This window comes from Mesorhizobium sp. M0048 (genome assembly GCF_040323405.1).
Lineage (GTDB): Bacteria > Pseudomonadota > Alphaproteobacteria > Rhizobiales > Rhizobiaceae > Mesorhizobium.
On record NZ_JAMYUV010000006.1, the window covers coordinates 198,530 to 217,133 of the forward strand.

Below are 18,604 nucleotides of genomic sequence, written 5' to 3' on the forward strand. Positions count from 1 at the left end.
GCACGTCCCCGCTGCCTCTGTTCGGCCCGCCCTTATCCGGCAACTCTCAGTGCCTGCTCGATGTCTTCGAGCAGGTCGTCGGCGTCCTCAAGGCCGACTGACAGCCTGAGCGTTCCCGGTCCGATGCCGAGCTCGGCGCGGGCTTCATCAGTCAAGTTCTTGTGTGTGGTCGTCGCCGGATGGGTGATCAGGCTCTTGGCGTCGCCGAGATTGTTGGAAATCAGCACGACGTCGAGTGCGTTCTGGAAGGCAAAGGCCGCCTGCTTGCCGCCCTTCACATCGAAGCAAATCAGCGTCGAGCCGCCTGACATCTGCTTCTTGACCACGGCCGCTTGCGGGTGGTCGGCGCGGCCGGGATAGATGACGCGGGCGATTTGCGGGCGCTCGGCCAGGAAATCCGCGATGCGGCCGGCACTTTCCGTCTGCTGGCGTACGCGTAGCGGCAGCGTCTCCAGGCCTTTCAGCAGCGTCCAGGCATTGAAGGGCGAGAGGCTGGGGCCGGTGTGGCGGAAATAGTCATGCAGATTCTCGTCGATCCATTTCTTGTCCGACAGAACGATGCCGCCAAGACAACGCCCCTGGCCGTCAATATGCTTCGTGGCCGAATAGACGACGATGTGGGCGCCGAGCTGCAGGGGTTTCTGCTGCAAGGGCGTAGCGAAGACATTATCGACGATCAGCCTGGCGCCGATCGAATTGGCAAGTGCCGCGACGGCGGCAATGTCGACTACCTCCAGCGTTGGATTGGTAGGGCTTTCCAGGAAAAACAGTTTGGTGTTTGGCTTGACCGCCTTTTCCCAATTGGCGATGTCGGTGCCGTCGACCAGCGTTGCCTCAATGCCGTATTTCGGCGCCAGCGTCTCGATCACCCAGCGGCAGGAGCCGAACAGCGCGCGCGCCGCCACGATATGGTCGCCCGCCTTGGCGCTACACAGCAGTGCTGCCGTCACCGCCGCCATGCCGGATGCCGTCGCGCGCGCGTCCTCGGCTCCTTCCAGCGCGCACATGCGTTTCTCAAACATGTCGACCGTCGGATTGGCATAGCGCGAATAGATGAAGCCCGGCTCCTCGCCCTTGAAGCGGGCCTCCGCCGCTTGCGCCGTCTCGTAGACATAGCCTTGGGTGAGATACATCGCCTCGGAGGTCTCGCCGAAGCCGGAACGCAGCGTCCCGGCATGCACGAGTGCGGTCTGAGGCTTCCAGTCGCGCTTCTTGGTCATCATTCCATCCAAACACCAAAATTGGTCCAAACAACAAAAAACCGGCCGCGAAAGTCGCAACCGGTCCATATGGCCTTGCGGCCGACGGTCCTTTAGCGACTTGTTTAACGTGGCTGCAAGCCGACCGGCCAAATCACCACGGGATAACGAGCTTTAGACCCGCGCCACGCTTGCGTCAATTGCCGGCATGATTAAGAGGGTTGTACCAAGCAGGTGCCAAAGGCGTCCACGGTCGGACCTGCGACAGAACAAGACCTCGCCCGGCCTTCGAACGGAGCCAGACCCTTGCGGCAGACAGGCATTCTTCCCGATCAGCATATTTCCGAGCTGTTCCAGACGGGCGCGCTGAAATCGCCGCGCATGCTCGATGCCGATCAGATCCAGCCGGCCAGCCTTGACCTCAGGCTCGGCGACAAGGCCTGGCGAGTGCGTGCTTCCTTCTTGCCCGGCCCGGACCACAGGGTTGTCGACAAGCTCGACCGGCTGAAGCTGCACGAGATCAACCTCGCCGAAGGTGCGGTGCTGGAAACCGGCTGCGTCTACATCGTGCCGCTGCTCGAAAGCCTGGCGCTGCCCGCCCATATTTCCGCCTCCGCCAACCCGAAAAGCTCGACCGGACGGCTCGATATCTTCACCCGCGTAATGACCGACCGTGGCCACGAGTTCGACAAGATCGCCGCTGGCTATGAAGGCCCGCTCTATCTGGAGGTCAGCCCGCGCACTTTCCCGATCATCGTGCGGACCGGCTCGCGGCTGTCGCAGATCAGGTTCCGCACCGGCAATGCGCTCTTGTCGGAAAGCGAGCTGCACGAGTTGCACCGCGCCGAAATGTTGGTCGCCACCGAACCACCCAACATCTCAGGCGGCGGAATCGCGCTGTCGATCGATCTCGACGGCGACAAGGACGGGCTGGTCGGCTATCGCGGCAAGCACCACACCGGCCTGGTCGACGTCGACAAGCGCGCCGCGCAGGATGTCGTCGATTTCTGGGAGCCGCTCTACAAAAGCGGCGCCGGCGAGCTGGTGCTCGATCCGGACGAATTCTACATCTTGGTGTCGCGCGAGGCGGTCCATGTGCCGCCACTCTACGCCGCCGAAATGACGCCTTTCGACCCGCTGGTCGGCGAGTTCCGCGTCCATTATGCCGGTTTCTTCGACCCGGGTTTCGGCCATTCGGCGTCGGGCGGCACCGGCAGCCGGGCGGTGCTCGAGGTGCGTAGCCACGAAGTGCCGTTCATCCTCGACCACGGCCAGATCGTCGGACGGTTGGTCTACGAGCACATGCTGAAACGGCCGCAGGCGCTCTACGGCACAGATCTCGGCTCGAACTATCAGGCGCAGGGCCTGAAACTGTCCAAGCATTTCCGCGCCGCGCGATGAGTTTGGAACTGCCAATCTCCCCCACGAGGGGGGAGATCACGCTGTCATCGACGCCTCAAAGCGCCTTCACCGCCACCTTCACCGGCTGCTCGATTTCAAGCGGGTTGCGCAGCGGCAGGCCGAAATCCTGCGCCTCGATTTCGAATACGTCACCGGCCTCGGTCCTGATGCCGTCGGCGAAGGACAGTGTTGCCGTGCCGAACATGTGTACATGCACATCACCCGGCTGGCGGAAGGCCGAGTATTTGAAGTGGTGATGCTCGAGATTGCCAATGGTGTGCGACATGTTCGCCTCGCCCGACAGGAACGGCTTTTCCCAAAGCAGCTTGCCGTCGCGCAGGATGCGTGAAGCGCCGCGGATATCGGACGGCAGGTCGCCGATCAGGATCTCCGGGCCGAACGAAGCGTTACGCAGCTTGGAATGGGCGAGGAAGAGATAGTTCACACGCTCGGTGACGTGGTCGGAAAACTCGTTCGACAGGGTGAAGCCGACGCGGAATGGGGCGCCGTCGTCGCCGATCACATAGATACCGGCGATTTCCGGCTCCTCGCCGGCATCCTGGGCGAAGGCCGGCGACACAAGCGCCGCACCGGGCGCCACCGCCATAGTGCCGTTGCCCTTGTAGAACCATTCCGGCTGCACGCCGATCTGGCCCTTCGCCGGCTTGCCACCCTCAAGCCCCATGCGGAACATCTTCATGGAATCGGTCAGCTGTTCCTCGCCGTCCGTGCTGAGCTTCTTGTGCATGGAATCGCGGGTCGCGGCGGAGCCGAGATGCGTCAGCCCGGTGCCGGTGAGATGGAGATGCGCCGGATCGGGATGGTTGATCGGCGACAGCAGTCGTCCCTTCTTGTAGGCTGCGTCCAGATCGATGGTTTCGCCGAAGCCCTTGCGCTCGATCAGGGCGACAAGCCCGCTGCCGGTGCGCGCGGCTTCCATCGCCAGCGAATAGACGCTGCGCGCGCCGTTGATGACGCGGGTCTTGCCGCCGTTGCGGGCAACGACGCGGATCGTCTCGGCGTCGTCGAGGATCTGTGAGATCAGCATGGTAACCCTCTCTGAATTGCGGGCTTGGCGTGCCTTTCTTGGCAAACCCTGCCCGGCGCGGCTCGGACCGTTGTCCGCGCCTCGATTGAAATTCTTCGTCCGGATTGCGCTCGCGGATCAGGTCCCTCGAGGGACTTCTTTGCGCCGCCCGGCAGCGCCGCGATGTGACCCGTATGCCTCCTGGTTGCCTCTCAAGCCTTGTTCTTGTTGTAGACGTCGAAGACGACGGCGCCGAGCAGCACCAGGCCTTTGACCACCTGCTGCCAGTCGACATTGACGCCCATGATCGACATGCCGTTGTTCATGACGCCCATGATGAAGCCGCCGACCACCGCGCCGATGACCTGGCCGACGCCGCCCATCGCCGAAGCGCCACCGATGAACACCGCGGCGATGACGTCGAGCTCGCTGCCGAGGCCGGCCGCCGGCACAGCCTGCCCCAGGCGCGCTGCGATAATCAGGCCGCCGAGTGCCGACAGCACGCCCATATTGATGAACACCATCAACGTCAGCCGTTCGGTCTTGATGCCCGATAGCTGGGCTGCCTTGGCATTGCCGCCCATCGCATAGATGCGGCGGCCGATCGTCATGCGTTTGGTAACGAAGACGAACAACGCGATCAGCACACCCATCACCATGAGAACGATGGGGAGGCCCCTATAGGTGGCGAATTGGTAAACGAGAAACAGCGCCAGCGCGCTGATCACCAGGGTCTTGACGACGAACAGCGAGAAGGGCTCGGCTTCGTAGCCATGCTTCTCGCGGGTGCGCCGTGCCCTGAGCCCGAAATAGGCATAGGCGAGCACGGCGACGAGGCCGATCACGATCGTCGTCAGGTGCAGCGTGAGGCCGCTGCCGACAATGGTTTTGCCGGCGGCGTTCACGGTTGGCGGTATCAGTGTCAATGGGCCGATCAGGTCCGGAATGAAGCCGGAACTGAGCGCCTTGAAGCCGACTGGAAGCGGCCCCACGGAAGACCCGCCACCGAGCAGCGCCTGGCAGATGCCGCGGAAGATCAGCATGCCCGCCAGCGTGACGATAAAGCTCGGTATTCGGTGATAGGCAATCCAGTAGCCTTGTGCCGCGCCGATCGCACCACCGACGATCAGGCAGATGATCGACACCACCAGCGGATTGCTCAATGGGCCAAGCGGCCAGATGACCATCATCATCGCCGCCAGTGCGCCGATGAAGCCGGCGACTGAGCCGACGCTGAGATCGATATGGCCCGAAACGATCACCAGAAGCATGCCCAGCGCCATCACGATGATGAAGCTGTTCTGCTGCACGAGATTGCTGAGGTTCACCGGCTTGAACAGCGTTCCGGACGTGGTGAACTGGAAGAACACCATGATTGCGATCAACGCCAGCACCAACCCGTATTCGCGCAGATTGGTGACCAGCGCCGAGACGGCAATGCGAGGTGCCTGTTGTATATCCTGGGCGACGCCGGTTTGCGGCCCGGGAGCGCTTTCGGTGCTCATGATGCTTTCCCTTCTCCACGGACGATGGCGCGCATGATCTTTTCCTGGCTGGCGTCGCTCGCCGCCATTTCGCCGACGATGCGTCCTTCGTTCATGACGTAGATGCGGTCGGTGATGCCGAGCAGTTCGGGCATTTCCGACGAGATGACGATGATTGCCTTACCCTCGGAGGCGAGACGCGCGATGATCGTATAGATTTCATATTTGGCGCCGACATCGATACCGCGTGTCGGCTCGTCGAGGATCAGCACTTCCGGATTGGCGAACAGCCATTTCGACAGCACCACCTTCTGCTGATTGCCGCCAGAAAGGTTGCCGGTCATCTGGTAGACGCTTGAGGCGCGGATATTGGTCCTGCCGCGATAATCGTTGGCGACGGAAAGCTCGCGCAAATCCTCGATCACGCCATGGCGCGAGACGCCGGGCAGGTTGGCCAGCGTGATGTTATGCTTGATATGGTCGATCAAGTTGAGACCGTAGGTCTTGCGGTCCTCCGTAACATAGGCGATGCCGTGTTCCACCGCCTTGCTCACCGAAGAGACATCGATCGGCTTGCCGTTAAGGAACACCTCGCCCGTGATGCGACGGCCATAGGACCGGCCGAACAGGCTCATGGCAAACTCGGTCCGGCCGGCGCCCATCAGCCCGGCAATGCCGACCACCTCGCCCTTGCGGGCGTTGAGGTTGATGCCCTTGATGACCTGCCGCTCGGCATGGATGGGATGGTAGACCGACCAGTTTTTCACTTCGAGAACGGTCTCACCGATCTTCGGCTCTCGCGGCGGGTAGCGGTCGTCGAGCGAACGGCCGACCATCGACGTGATGATGCGGTCCTCCGAGATGTCCTTCTTGGCCAACGTCTCGATGGTCCGGCCGTCACGGATGATCGTGACCTTGTCGGCGACCCGGTTCACCTCGTTGAGCTTGTGGGAGATCAGGATCGAAGTGATGCCCTGCCGCTTGAATTCGAGCAGCAGATCGAGCAGCGCCTGGCTGTCCTTTTCGGACAGGCTCGCCGTCGGCTCGTCCAGAATGAGCAGCTTCACTTCCTTGCTGAGCGCCTTGGCGATCTCGACCAGCTGCTGCTTGCCGACGCCGATATTGGTGATCAGCGTGTTGGGGTCTTCCTTGAGGCCGACCTTCTTGAGCAGGGCGCTGGTGCGCGTCTCGTTGGCATTCCAGTCGATGACGCCGTATCTGGCCTGCTCGTTGCCGAGAAATATGTTTTCGGCGATAGACAGCATCGGCACCAGCGCAAGCTCCTGGTGGATGATGACGATGCCCTTGCGCTCGCTGTCATGGATGCCTTTAAAATGGCACTCATCGCCGCGATAGATGATCTGGCCGTCATAGGTGCCGGACGGATACACACCCGACAGCACCTTCATCAGCGTCGACTTGCCGGCGCCGTTCTCGCCGACCACGGCATGGATCTCGCCTTCCTCGACCATGAGCTTGACGTTCGACAGCGCCTTGACGCCTGGAAACGTCTTGGTGATGTCGCGCATCTCCAAAATCGTCGATGCCATTGAGAATACCACTCCTGCGAGGTCCGCAAACAATACCGGGCTGGCTCGCCAACGAAAAGGGGCCCTGCCTGCGCAGGACCCCAGGCTTTGTAACCGCGATTACTTCAGTTCTTCGGCCTTGATGTAGCCGGAGTCGACCACCAGCGCCTGGTAGTTCGACTTGTCGACGTCATGCGGCGTCAACAGGATCGAGGGAACGACCTTGACGTCGTTGTTGTAGGTCGTGGTGTCGAGGCCTTCCGGCTTGCCGCCCGAGAGCACCTTGTCGACGAGTTCGACCGTCGCCTTGGCGAGTTCGCGGGTGTCCTTGAACACGGTCGAATACTGTTCGCCGGCAATGATCGCCTTGACCGAAGCGGTCTCGGCGTCCTGTCCGGTGACGATCGGCCATGGCTGATCGGCAGTGCCGTAGCCTACGGCACGCAGCGAAGCGATGATGCCGCGCGACAGGCCGTCATAGGGCGAGAGCACGCCATCGACGCGGCTGCCGTCCGAGTAGTTGGCGGAGAGCAGATTGTCCATGCGGGCCTGGGCGGTTGCCGCCAGCCAGCGCAGCGTGCCGACCTTGTCCATGCCCATCTGGCCGGACTTCACGACGAGGGTCTTGTCGTCGATCAGCGGCTGAAGAACCGACATGGCGCCGTTATAGAAGAAGAACGCATTGTTGTCGTCCGGCGAACCGCCGAACAGCTCGATGTTGAACGGACCCTTCTTCTCGGGATAGCCGAGGCCCTTGAGCAGCGATTTTGCCTGGATGACGCCGACGCCGAAATTGTCGAAGGTGGTGTAGTAATCGACATTTGGCGTCTTCTTGATCAGGCGGTCGTAAGCGACGACGACGACGCCTGCGTCATTCGCCTTCTGCAGCGCATCGCCCATCGTGGTGCCGTCGATCGAAGCGATGATCAGCGCCTTCGGGCCCTTGGTGATTTCGTTTTCCAGCTGGCTGAGCTGGTTCGGAATGTCGTCCTGCGCGTATTGCAGGTCGACAGTGTAGCCCAGAGCCTCGAGCTGGGACTTGACGGCGTCGCCATCGTTGATCCAGCGCTGCGAGGTCTTGGTGGGCATCAGCACGCCGACCAGGCCTTCGCCCGCCTGCGCCGGCAGCGTCATAGCCGCGATGCCTAGGGCCGCGACGGCGGCCAGTGTCTTGATAATCTTCACATTAACTCTCCCTGGTTGATGGACGCGTACCCTTGGGTTTCGTGGGCCGCGCAATCGTGCAGGAGCGCCAAAGGCGCCGCTGCCGTCAATCGATCTCCGGTATCCTCCCAATCGGCCCCGAAACTCTGGGTTCAATCGATACGAGTTTTCTCTCGTCGCCGATCGTCAAGTGTCAGGACGCGCGAAGGGTGTGTCGCTTTGCCATAACTGTCAAATGCGATCTTTGATGGTTGCTATATCGAGACTGATATGGCTTAGGCTAGTGAGGACGCTGCCGGATTTTGCCGGGGCGCCGGGCGTGCGAGTAGGGAAAAATCATGGCGGCGCTGCGAAATCCTGGCGGAATATCAGCCGGTTACGATGAAATCCCGGGCGATGGCGGAACCTTGCTGCGCAGCGGCTTGAGCCTGCGTCACATGCGCATGATCGCAGCCCTCGACGAGCACGGCCGGGTGAGCGCCGCGGCCCAGGTCATGAACATCTCGCAGCCGGCGGCCTCGCGCATGATCGCCGAGATGGAGGCCGTGCTCGATGTCAAGCTCTGCGAAAGGCTGCCGCGCGGCATCACGCTGACGCCCTATGGCAAGGCGTTGGCACGGCGCGCGCGATCGATCCTGCTCGAGATGCGCGAGGTCGACCGTGAGATTTTCGAGCTCAAGGCGGGCAAGGGCGGCTCGGTGTTCCTGGGAGCGGTAACAGCACCGGCGATCGAGCTGGCGGTACCGGCGATCCGCGAGATCCGGCGCCTCTATCCGCGCATCGAAATCACCATGCAGGTCGAGACCTCGAACGTGTTGGCGCGCGAGCTGATCGCCTCGCGCCACGATTTCATCATCGCCCGCATCCCCGACGACCTCAATCCGCGGCTGTTCGAAGCCCGCGTCATCGGCGTCGAGAAGGCCTGCCTGATCGTGCGCCGCGGCCACCCGCTGACCAAGGGCAAGGTGGTGCGGCTGGAAGACACCGCCGCCTATGACTGGGTTTTCCAGTCGGGCGGCTCGCCGCTGCGCCAGGCGATGGAGAGCAACTTTCTGAACCGAAATATCGCGTTGCCGGACCGCATCCTCAATACCAGCTCGCTGCTATTGACTCTGGTCATGGTCGCGCAATCCGACGCCATCGCGCCGGTTTCGATCCAGGTCGCGAAGTTCATCCAGAACCCGGAAGGCCTGGCCGGCGCCATCGATGTTGTCCAGACCGAGTTCGACATCGAGGTCAGACCCTACAGCCTGATCACGGTGAAGAACCGCGCGCTGTCGCCGGCAGCCAAGATGCTGCACGATTTCATTTTGCGAGAGGTGGGCTGAGGCTTGGAGCGAATAGCGGGGCGCATTCCGTGGCCCCGAGCGGCGCCGGTGCACGTTGGCAATAGCGAGGATGCTCAAAAAAGCCCGCCAGCAGAAGCCAGCGGGCAAAGGGTAGACATTCCGGTTGGGGTCATTCGAGGCCCCGCCGACCCTCAATGTGAAATATTCCAGGAACCGGTACATCGGCCAAACAGATGAAAGGCGGCCAGCCGGGTTGCAAAAAACTGCCTATAAATCCGCTGGTTTTCAGATTGGCCAAAACAAGTGCAATGCACTGGGGCAAAAGCTGGAGCGGGTAGCGGGAATCGAACCCGCGCGTTCAGCTTGGGAAGCTGACAAGCTACCATTACATCATACCCGCGCTGGTTCCTCCGATATCATGGCCCGGCGCCGATGCGCAATCCCGGTTTGAGGGCTCGGCTTGATGCAGGGCTGTCAACTGCGTATTTCTGGGCATGTGCCCGAATCGCGGCACCCGACTGTGGAGACAGGCCTTGTCCGCACTGAACCGCTTTCTCGGCGATACGCCGCTCCGGGTGATCCTTAAGCTGCTTGTGGTGTCGTTCCTCGTCGGCTTGGTCATGAATGCCTTCGGCTGGTCGCCGATGGACGTGCTTTACGGCATCCGCAAATTCTTCATCGACCTGTGGAACTTGGGCTTCCACGCCATCGACCGTTTCCTCGGCTACATCCTGCTCGGTGCTGCAATCGTCGTGCCGGCCTTCATCCTGCTCAGGATCGCCAATTTCAGGAAGTGAATTTCAGGCGTATTCCGCAGCCAGCTCGAACAGGATGGCGTGGCGTGCGGCGAGTGCTGCGACATCCGCCGAATAGCCGCCGCCGATGACCCCGCACACCGGGATATCGAGCGTGCGGAAATGGCGGATCACCATATCGTCACGGGCGCGCAGCCCGTCATCCGTGAGCGACAACCTGCCGAGCCGGTCCTCGACATGGACATCGACGCCGGCATTGTAGAAGACGAGATCCCAGCGCCTTCGCGCCGACAGCTCCGGCAGGATGGCGTTCAGCCGCTCCAGATAGGCTGCATCGCCGGCGCCGTCGGGCAGGGCGATGTCCAGATCGGAGGCGATCTTGCGCGCGGGGTAGTTGCGGTCGCCATGCATGGAGAAGGTGAACACGCGCGGCTCGTCGCCCAGGATGTCGGCCGTGCCGTCGCCCTGATGCACGTCGAGGTCGACGACCAGGATGTTTTGGGCAGCAGCTTCGGCAAGCAGCACCAGCGCGGCAACGGCTACGTCATTGAAGGTGCAGAAGCCGGCGCCGTGCGCGCGCCGCGCATGATGGCTGCCGCCGGCGGTGTTGCAGGCGATGCCGGTCAGCAAGGCCAGCCGCGCCGCCAGCACCGTGCCGGCCGTTGCGAGCTGCGCCCTCAGCGAAACCCGCTGTCCAATGGGGAAACCGATCTCGCGCTCGATCCTCACCGGCACTTCGCAGGCAAGCACCTGGTCGACATAGTCTGCCGCGTGGGCAAGCTTCAGCCATGATGGCCGCGCCGCCTCCGGCATGTTGAGCGCTTTGGGCTGCGCCAGGCCGCGCGCCCGCAAGGCATCCATCAGCAGCGGATATTTGCTCATCGGGAAGCGGTGGTTGACCGCGAAGCCGGCGTCGTAGTCGGGATGATGAACGATCTGCAAGGGCATGGGACGGGCGGTGCGCCAGAGGCGGGTTTCGGTTGACCATAGCGGGGTGGATGGTTGCGCGAGGTCCCCAAATTGGGGCACATCGGCCAGCCGATCAAGCCGCAACAGGAAGCAACACGCGTTTGGAGCAGGCTTTACCCACCGAAGCCCACGCCACCGAAGCCAGGGCCTTCGTCGTCACCAACCGCTCGGTGCTCGCCATCGCCGTGCCGATGACGCTCGCCTATCTGACGACGCCGTTGCTCGGAATCGTCGACACGGCGGTGGTTGGGCAGTTCGGCGATGCCGCCCTTCTCGGCGGCCTGGCGGCCGGCGCCCTGATCTTCGACGTCGTTTTCACCACCTTCAACTTCCTGCGCTCCGGCACCACCGGCCTCGTCGCCCAGGCCTTCGGGCGCGGCGATGCGCTGGAGGAGCAGGCGGTGTTCTGGCGCGCCGTGCTGATCGCGGTCGTCGCCGGCGTCGTGCTTGCCGCGCTTGCGCCGCTGGTTTCCGCCGCCGGGCAATGGTTCATCGGCGCCGAACCGCGCGTCAGCGCGGCGATGGACGTCTATATCCGCATCAGGATGCTCGCAGCGCCGTTCTCGCTGATCAATTACACCATCCTTGGCTACGTGCTTGGGCGCGGCGAGGGCGGGCTCGGGCTGATGCTGCAATTGATACTGAACGGCATCAATATCGCTCTCTGCTTCCTGCTTGGGCTGGAGCTCGGCTGGGGCGTTGCCGGCGTTGCCTGGGCAACGGTCACCGGCGAATTCGTCGCCATGCTGCTTGGTCTTACCATTGTCGGCCGGCGCTTTTGGGCAGCGCCCACGCTGCCGCGCCACCGCGTCCTCGACTTGCCGGCATTCCTGCGCATGATGTCGCTCAATCGCGATATCATGATCCGCTCCTTTTCGCTGCTCGCCGCCTTTGCGCTGTTCACGCGTCAAGGCGCGCAGTTCGGCACGCTGACGCTGGCCGCCAACGCCGTGCTGATGAACCTCTTCCTGGTTGCCGGCTATTTCCTCGATGGTTTCGCCACTGCCGCCGAGCAGCTCGCCGGCCGCGCCATTGGAGCGCGCGCCGCCACCGCCTTTAACCAGGCGGTGCGGCTGACGCTGCTTTGGGGGCTCGGTCTGGCGGGCGCGGCGACGCTCTTCTTCCTGCTGGAGGGCACCGATCTCGTCGCCCTGATCACGACCTCGACGGACGTTCGCGCCATTGCCGACATCTACTTGCCATGGGCGGCGTTCACCGCGCTCAGCGGCGTGCTGGCTTTCGAGATGGACGGTGTCTTCATCGGCGCAACATGGTCGCGCGACATGCGCAACATGATGCTGGTGTCGTTCCTGTCGTTCAGCGCCGCCCTGCTGATTCTGGTGCCGGCCTTCGGCAATCACGGATTGTGGGCGGCGTTGCATGTCTTCCTGCTGGTACGCGGCTTCAGCCTGCTCGCCATATTGCGGCTGCGGGTGCGCACCGCCTTTAACTGATCGCTAAAGCGGTTTCACCGCCCATTGATCGAGGCGGCTGTCGCGAAGCTCGCGCAGCGACTTCAGCCCTTGACTGTCCATGAAACGGGCCATGCCGGAAAGAATGCGCCCCGGCAGCGCGGGCCCAGCATAGATCATGCCGGTATAGAGCTGCACGAGATCGGCGCCGGCGCGGATCTTTTCCAGGGCCGTCTCGGCGGAATCAACGCCGCCGACGCCAAGGATAGTGGGATCCGGGCCAAGCAGTTTTCGCATCCTTGCCAGGACGATGGTCGAGCGCTCGAACAAGGGTTTCCCCGAAAGCCCGCCAGCCTCGCTGGCAAGGCCGGCGCTGCGCAGGCCGGATCGCGCGATCGTGGTGTTGGAGACGATGAGGCCGTCAATCTGCTTCTCGGTGAGCTCGGCGGCGATGTCCTCCAACTCGGCCTCGACCAGGTCCGGTGCGATCTTGAGGAAGACGGGTGGTCTCGCGGATGCTGCCTCACGCGCGGCCATGACACGCGACAGAAGTTCGCCAAGTTGTTCGCGTGCCTGCATGTTGCGCAGGCCCGGCGTGTTCGGCGAGGAGATGTTGATTGCCAGATAACTGGCATATCGCGCAAACCGGACCACGCCGCGTTCATAGTCACTGACGCGGTCAGTGCTGTCCTTGTTGGCGCCGATGTTGACGCCGACGATGCCGGCACGGCCCATGCGGGCGGCAAGGCGCTTTTCCGCGGCGTCGTGGCCCTCATTGTTGAAGCCCAGCCGATTGATCACCGCCCCGTCCGAAGGCAGCCGGAAAACGCGCGGCTTCGGATTGCCGCCCTGCGGCAGCGGCGTGATCGTGCCGACCTCGGCGAAGCCGAAGCCGAGGCCGAGCAGCGCGTCCGGCACTTCGGCATTCTTGTCGTAACCCGCCGCCATGCCGAGCGGGTTCGGGAAATCGAGTCCGCAAAGGTTGACCTTTAGCCTGTTGTCCTGCGGCGGACGACCGGCGACCGGCAGCCCGCATCTCAGCGCGGCGATCGACAGTCCATGCGCGGTTTCCGGATCGAGCGTGAACAGCAGTTTCTGGCCGATCCGGCCGAGCGCGCTCATTCGGCCTCCAGCGCCGGGAATTCATGCTGCCCGTCGGCGCCGAGCGGCAATGCCCGCACCGAAACGACCGCATCGAGGCCGAGCGCGTCGTAGAGATGCGGGAACAAGGCGCCGCCGCGCGAGACCTCATATTTCAGCGCATTGCCAAGGTGCGCGCCGTCGACGGCGACCAGCAGCAACCCGCCCTGGCCGGCGAAATGTTTGGCCGCCGTTTCCCGAACCTGCCCGGCGGTGGAAAAATGGATGAAACCGTCGGCGACGTCGATCGGCGCGCCGGTGAAGCGGCCTTCCCTTTCGGCCTCGCGCCACAGCGCCTCGGGAACTATCTTGTAGATGATCTCGGACATGGTTGCGCTATAGTCCGAACCGACCACGCGGGGAAGGGCAGGCCCGTGTTCTTCCCCATTTCAGGTTCGTCCCCATTTCAGGCGCAAACTGTGATAGATTGCGCTGGATGGCTCATGGAGGAAAACATGCGTCTGAAACACGTCTTGATCCCCGCAGCACTGGTCTCGCTTATAACGGCGTCGGCCTTTTCCGAGGAAGCCGATCGCTACCGGCTGGAAAAATCGGCCAATGGCTATGTCCGCATGGATACGCAAACCGGCGCCATGTCGCTCTGCGAGGAGCGCTCCGGTCAGCTTGTCTGCAAGACGGCGGCCGACGAACGTGCCGCCTTCCAGGATGAGGTCGACCGGCTGCAAAATTCGGTGAAGGCGCTCGACGAACGTGTCGCCAAGCTCGAAAATTCGCTTGCCGCGCGTTTCGAATCGACTTTGCCCAGCGAGGAGGATTTCAACAAGACGATGGGCTACATGGAGCGCTTCCTGCGTAGCTTCATGGACATCGTCAAGGACATGGACAAGGACGAAGACGGCGCCAAGCCCAATTCGCAAAAGACCTAGGCAATTCGCAACAAGACCTGGGGCGGGAACAGCAAGCCGGCCACGCCGAACAGCAGGCGTAGCGTTATGATCGTTCAGATCCTGCAAGGCGGAAAATCGCCAACGGGATTGGGGGAGGGATATCACCGTTGGGCTACACATTCGTCATTGTCGACGATCATCCGCTTTTTCGCGGGGCATTGAGGGAGGCACTCGCGGGCATCGGAGACGTTGCCGCCATTCACGAGGCCGGCGACTTCGAAAGCGCCAAGGCGCTGGTCCTGGCCAATGAGGATGTCGATCTGGTGCTGCTCGATCTCTCGATGCCGGGGGCAAGCGGTCTTTCCGGCCTGATTTCGTTGCGCGGCATCCATCCGGCGGTGCCAATGATGGTGGTCTCGGCGCATGACGATCCGGTGACGATCCGGCGCGCGCTCGATCTCGGCGCCTCCGGCTTCATCTCCAAATCGGCCAGCATGGAGGAGATCCGCAATGCGGTGCAGTCGGTGCTCGCAGGTGATATCGCGGCGCCCGCCGGGGTCGATCTCGGCGTCGAGCGCGATCCCGAGATTTCCGACCTGATCAAGCGGCTGCAGGCGCTGACCCCACAGCAGACGCGCGTGCTCGGCATGCTGGCTGAGGGACTGCTCAACAAGCAGATCGCCTATGAGCTCGGGGTCTCCGAAGCGACGATCAAAGCGCATGTCTCGGCCATCCTGCAGAAGCTCGGCGTCGACAGCCGCACCCAGGCAGTCATCCTTTTGTCCAAAATAGGCAGCGACCCGCTGCAGACGGCCGGCTGATCCCTATTCGGCCGCCGGCGCCAGCGGCCTGACCCTGGCCATCATCGAGCGCAGCATCGCCGGTTTCAGCGGTTTGCTGATCACCGGCACGTCGAGCCTGCCGGCGGCGGCGCGAACCTCGCTGGAACGGTCGGCGGTGACCAGCACGGCCGGCAGGTCCTCGCCATGGATCGCACGCAACTGGGCGATCAATTCGAGGCCGGTCCTGTTGTCGAGATGATAGTCGGCAAGCACGATGTCCGGCCGATGCATGCCGGACCTGTCGAGCTCCTCCGCGCCGGATAGCGTGTCGACGCTGCAGCCCCAGCCCTCGAGCAGGAGCCGCATGCCGTCGAGGATGCGGCCGTCATTGTCGATGCAGAGCACATTGAGCCCGGCAAGCGAGGCCGCGGCACGGGCAGGCGGCTTCGCCTCGGCCTCGCGTCGCGGCGCCTGCACGGCCGCCGCAGGGAGCAGCACGGAAAAGCGTGTGCCCTTGCCGGGGTTGGAGAAGATCCGGATTTCGAGGCGCAGGACGCGGGCGATGCGGTCGACAATGGAGAGCCCAAGGCCAAGGCCTTCCGCCTCGCGCGCGCCCTCGTCCAGCCGGGTGAATTCGCGAAACACGGTGTTCAGCTTGTCGCCGGCAATGCCGATGCCGGTGTCGATCACCTGGATCTCGGCCAGTTCGCCGCGCCGCCGCACGCCGACCAGGATACGGCCACGGCGCGTATACTTGATGGCGTTGGAGACCAGGTTCTGGATCAGGCGGCGCAGCAAATTGCGGTCCGTCATCACGCTGAGCGACGACGGCATGATCGAGAGCTCGAGCTTCTTTTCGGCGGCAAGCGGCCGGAAGTCGTTGCCGATCTGGCGCAGCAGCCCGTCGAGGCCGAAGGTCGTATCGTCCGGCTTCATCGCGCCGGCATCGAGGCGCGAAATGTCGAGCACCGCGCCGAGGATGGTCTCGACCGATTCCAGCGACGATTCGATGTTCATCGCCGCCTTGCCGGCAGGCCCCTTGCCGGTCTTCTCGATCAGCGACGAGCAATACAGGCGGGCGGCGTTCAACGGCTGCAAGATGTCGTGGCCGGCGGCAGCGAGGAAGCGGGTCTTGCCGAGATTGGCCTCCTCGGCCAGCATCTGCGCCTGCGCCAGCTCCTCGTTGACGCGGGTGAGCTCGGCGGTGCGGCTCTTCACCCGCTGTTCCAGGGATTCGTTGGCGCGCTTAAGCGCCAGATCCTGCTCGACGCGTCCGGAAATGTCGGCGTAGGTGGCGACGATGCCGCCGTCCGGCATCGGGTTGGAGCGCAATTCGAGAATGCGCCCGCTGGTCTTCAGCTCCATCTGCCAGGGGCTGACGAAGCTGGTCAGGCGGTTCAGCATGGTAACGCGTTGATCTGCCGGTATATCGCCGCGCTCGGCAAGGTGGCGCAGGATACGATCGAGTGAGACGCCGACCTGGCCCATCTCGTCGGGCAGGTCGAACAGCGCCCGGTACTGGCGGTTCCAGCAGATCAACCGGAAATCCCGGTCGAAGACAGTGATGCCCTGTTCCATCTGGTCGAGCGCGATCTGCAGCAGGTCGCGATTGTGCTGCAGCGCCTCGGTGGCGTCGTCGAGCAGGCGGAAGGCGTCCTTGGATTCGCGGTCGTTGCGGCGCAGCAGCAGCGACAGGATCAGCCGCGCCGAGGACGAGCCGACGGCGCTGGCCAGAAGCTGCTCGGAGAAACGGATGACATCCATGCTGGCCTGCTCGTTGCCGTGCAGTGAAGTGCCGCTGCTCTTTTCGAATGACTGGAATGACCGCTCGGTGCGTTCGACACCGAGATAGCGCGCGATCGTGTCCTTGAGGTCGTTGACGGTGATGGTGGTGCGGAAGCGGCGCAGGCTCGGCAGCGGCCCCGCCTCGCGCGGCACGAAGATCGACGCCTGGATGCGCTCCAGCGGCACCGACGCCCGCGACAGCGAGCCGAACACAAAAAACAGCGTGTTGATCGACAGGCTCCACAGCACGCCATGGTTCAGCGGCTCGGCGACGGTGCCGAAAAGAGCTTGCGGCCGCAACGCATCTAAGCCGAACAGGCCGTGGACGAGGATGCCGGTATCGGGCGCGACGAGCGAGGGAAGCAGCAGCGTGTAGCTCCAGACGACGATGCCGGCGACCATGCCGAGTGCGGCACCCCGGCCGTTGGCGCCGCGCCAGACCAGGCCGCCGATCATTGCCGGCGCGAACTGCGCGATCGCGGCGAATGACATCAGGCCGATCGAGGACAGACGCGCGTTGTTGGTGCTCTCGCGGTAGTAGAGGAAGGCGATAAACAGCATGATGAAGATCGCCGCCCGCCGCACATTCAAGATGAGCGTCGACCAGTCCTCGTTCTCGGAGGTCGTGGTCCGCAGCAATCGCCTCACGAACAGAGGAATGACCAGATCGTTGGAGATCATGATCGACAGCGCGACGCTCTCGACGATCACCATTGCGGTCGCCGCCGACAGGCCGCCGATGAAGGCGGCCATGGCCAGCACGTCGTGGCCGCTGAACAGCGGCAGTGACAGCACATAGAGGTCGCTGCTGGTTCTCGTGCCGACCAGTTCCAGGCCGGCCAGCGCGATCGGCAGCACGAACAGGTTGATCGCCACCAGATAGAGCGGAAACACCCATGTCGCGGTGCGCAGCTCGGCCTCGCTGCGGTTTTCGACGATGGTGACGTAGAACTGGCGCGGCAACATGAGGATGGCAAAGCCGCTCAGGCATGTCAGCACCAGCCAGGTAGCGAGGGAGGTGTTGTAGCCCATCGCCTGGCGCACCTGCGTGTTTTCGGCGAGCCGGTCGAACATGTCGCCCGGCCCGCCGAAGATCAAGAACGTGACCATCAGGCCGATCGCCAGGAAGGCGGCGAGCTTGACCACCGTTTCGACTGCCACAGCCAGCACCAGCCCGTCCTGGTGTTCGGTGGCGTCGGCATGGCGCGTGCCGAACAGCACCGCGAACAGCGCCAGCAGCATGGCCACGACCAGTGAGATGTCGCTGACGAACGGATCGAAGGAGGGCGGCGCGCCGGTATAGTGTTCGACCATCAGGCTGACCGAGCCGGAGATTGCCTTCAATTGCAGCGCCATATAGGGCACCGCCCCGATGGTCGCGATCAGTGTGGCGATCGCCGCGACAGCAAAACTCTTGCCGTAGCGGGCGCCGAGAAAGTCGGCGATCGAGGTGATCTTCTCGGTCTTGGCCAGCCTGACGATGCGCTGCAGCAGCGGAAAGCCGAACACAAACACCAGCACCGGTCCGATATAGATGCCGAGGAACTCGAGGCCGCGCTCGGAGGACAGCCCGACCGAGCCGAAGAAGGTCCAGGAGGTGCAGTAGATGGCAAGGCTGAGCGCATAGATGAAGGGCCGGGCGCGGCCGGGGCCGGATGAAGTCGAGCGCCGGTCGCCCAGGCTGGCGATGGCAAACAGCAACGTCACATAGGCAATCGCGATGATGACGATGAACCAGCCCTGCACGCCTCGAACTTCCTCCCTGCGCCGGCTTTTCATCCGGCCTTGCTGACGCAATCACAGCTTGGCGATCGAGTCCA

The 18,604-nt window shown here is 63.2% G+C and carries 15 protein-coding genes, 1 tRNA gene and 1 riboswitch; of the genes, 6 read left to right on the forward strand and 10 right to left on the reverse strand.

Annotation, left to right across the window (positions count from 1 at the left end; genetic code table 11):
* Positions 1–32: 32 nt before the first annotated feature.
* Positions 33–1,223 (reverse strand): O-succinylhomoserine sulfhydrylase, encoded by a 1,191-nt coding sequence (locus NKJ84_RS09100; protein WP_352506191.1) that lies wholly within the window; start codon positions 1,221–1,223, stop codon positions 33–35.
* 69 nt (positions 1,224–1,292) lie between these two features.
* Positions 1,293–1,370: riboswitch (SAM riboswitch) on the reverse strand.
* A gap of 135 nt (positions 1,371–1,505) precedes the next feature.
* Between NKJ84_RS09100 and NKJ84_RS09105 the strand changes: the two genes are divergently transcribed.
* On the forward strand, positions 1,506–2,600 hold the full coding sequence (locus NKJ84_RS09105; RefSeq protein WP_352506192.1) for a 2'-deoxycytidine 5'-triphosphate deaminase: 1,095 nt from the start codon (positions 1,506–1,508) through the stop codon (positions 2,598–2,600).
* 55 nt (positions 2,601–2,655) lie between these two features.
* On the opposite strand, the gene araD1 is transcribed toward NKJ84_RS09105, so the two are convergent.
* The 4 genes from araD1 to chvE all read right to left on the reverse strand — a co-directional run bounded on the left by araD1 (position 2,656) and on the right by chvE (position 7,825).
* Positions 2,656–3,648: an AraD1 family protein gene (gene araD1 / locus NKJ84_RS09110; protein ID WP_352475920.1), complete on the reverse strand. Its 993-nt coding sequence runs from the start codon at positions 3,646–3,648 to the stop codon at positions 2,656–2,658.
* A 191-nt stretch (positions 3,649–3,839) separates the two neighbouring features.
* A complete protein-coding gene (gene mmsB, locus NKJ84_RS09115) occupies positions 3,840–5,132 on the reverse strand; it encodes a multiple monosaccharide ABC transporter permease (protein WP_352506193.1) in 1,293 nt (430 codons plus the stop codon).
* Positions 5,129–6,661 carry a multiple monosaccharide ABC transporter ATP-binding protein gene (mmsA, locus tag NKJ84_RS09120; RefSeq protein ID WP_352506194.1) on the reverse strand — a complete coding sequence of 511 codons (1,533 nt, stop codon included), beginning with the start codon at positions 6,659–6,661 and terminating at the stop codon, positions 5,129–5,131. Before mmsA ends, mmsB begins: the two co-directional genes overlap by 4 nt.
* A 99-nt stretch (positions 6,662–6,760) precedes the next feature.
* Positions 6,761–7,825, reverse strand: a complete 1,065-nt coding sequence (gene chvE, locus NKJ84_RS09125) for a multiple monosaccharide ABC transporter substrate-binding protein (RefSeq protein WP_023719486.1) — start codon at positions 7,823–7,825, stop codon at positions 6,761–6,763.
* Between the two features lie 317 nt (positions 7,826–8,142).
* Here chvE and NKJ84_RS09130 point away from each other — a divergent pair, with 317 nt between their 5' ends.
* Positions 8,143–9,132, forward strand: coding sequence for a LysR family transcriptional regulator (locus NKJ84_RS09130; RefSeq protein WP_352475919.1), 990 nt, complete (start codon positions 8,143–8,145; stop codon positions 9,130–9,132).
* A gap of 287 nt (positions 9,133–9,419) precedes the next feature.
* Here NKJ84_RS09130 and NKJ84_RS09135 read toward each other — a convergent pair.
* Positions 9,420–9,493 (reverse strand) — tRNA-Gly (locus NKJ84_RS09135).
* A gap of 94 nt (positions 9,494–9,587) precedes the next feature.
* Between NKJ84_RS09135 and NKJ84_RS09140 the strand changes: the two genes are divergently transcribed.
* Positions 9,588–9,890, forward strand: coding sequence for a DUF6460 domain-containing protein (locus tag NKJ84_RS09140; protein ID WP_254816341.1), 303 nt, complete (start codon positions 9,588–9,590; stop codon positions 9,888–9,890).
* A gap of 3 nt (positions 9,891–9,893) precedes the next feature.
* Here the strand turns inward: NKJ84_RS09140 and NKJ84_RS09145 are convergent, their stop codons facing one another.
* A complete protein-coding gene (locus tag NKJ84_RS09145; RefSeq protein WP_352506195.1) occupies positions 9,894–10,796 on the reverse strand; it encodes a histone deacetylase family protein in 903 nt (300 codons plus the stop codon).
* Between the two features lie 50 nt (positions 10,797–10,846).
* Between NKJ84_RS09145 and NKJ84_RS09150 the strand changes: the two genes are divergently transcribed.
* Positions 10,847–12,271 carry an MATE family efflux transporter gene (locus tag NKJ84_RS09150; protein WP_352506232.1) on the forward strand — a complete coding sequence of 475 codons (1,425 nt, stop codon included), beginning with the start codon at positions 10,847–10,849 and terminating at the stop codon, positions 12,269–12,271.
* A 3-nt stretch (positions 12,272–12,274) separates the two neighbouring features.
* On the opposite strand, the gene NKJ84_RS09155 is transcribed toward NKJ84_RS09150, so the two are convergent.
* The gene (locus NKJ84_RS09155; protein WP_352506196.1) at positions 12,275–13,351 is read right to left on the reverse strand and encodes a quinone-dependent dihydroorotate dehydrogenase; all 1,077 of its coding nucleotides are present in this window, start codon (positions 13,349–13,351) and stop codon (positions 12,275–12,277) included.
* Complete coding sequence (locus NKJ84_RS09160) at positions 13,348–13,698, reverse strand: DUF952 domain-containing protein (RefSeq protein ID WP_352506197.1); 351 nt, start codon at positions 13,696–13,698, stop codon at positions 13,348–13,350. Before NKJ84_RS09160 ends, NKJ84_RS09155 begins: the two co-directional genes overlap by 4 nt.
* A gap of 126 nt (positions 13,699–13,824) precedes the next feature.
* On the opposite strand from NKJ84_RS09160, the gene NKJ84_RS09165 reads away from it, so the two are divergent.
* Positions 13,825–14,256 carry a hypothetical protein gene (locus NKJ84_RS09165; protein WP_352506198.1) on the forward strand — a complete coding sequence of 144 codons (432 nt, stop codon included), beginning with the start codon at positions 13,825–13,827 and terminating at the stop codon, positions 14,254–14,256.
* Between the two features lie 119 nt (positions 14,257–14,375).
* Complete coding sequence (locus NKJ84_RS09170) at positions 14,376–15,038, forward strand: response regulator transcription factor (protein WP_502896127.1); 663 nt, start codon at positions 14,376–14,378, stop codon at positions 15,036–15,038.
* Between the two features lie 3 nt (positions 15,039–15,041).
* On the opposite strand, the gene NKJ84_RS09175 is transcribed toward NKJ84_RS09170, so the two are convergent.
* On the reverse strand, positions 15,042–18,530 hold the full coding sequence (locus NKJ84_RS09175) for a PAS domain-containing hybrid sensor histidine kinase/response regulator (protein WP_352506233.1): 3,489 nt from the start codon (positions 18,528–18,530) through the stop codon (positions 15,042–15,044).
* Positions 18,531–18,604 lie beyond the last annotated feature (74 nt).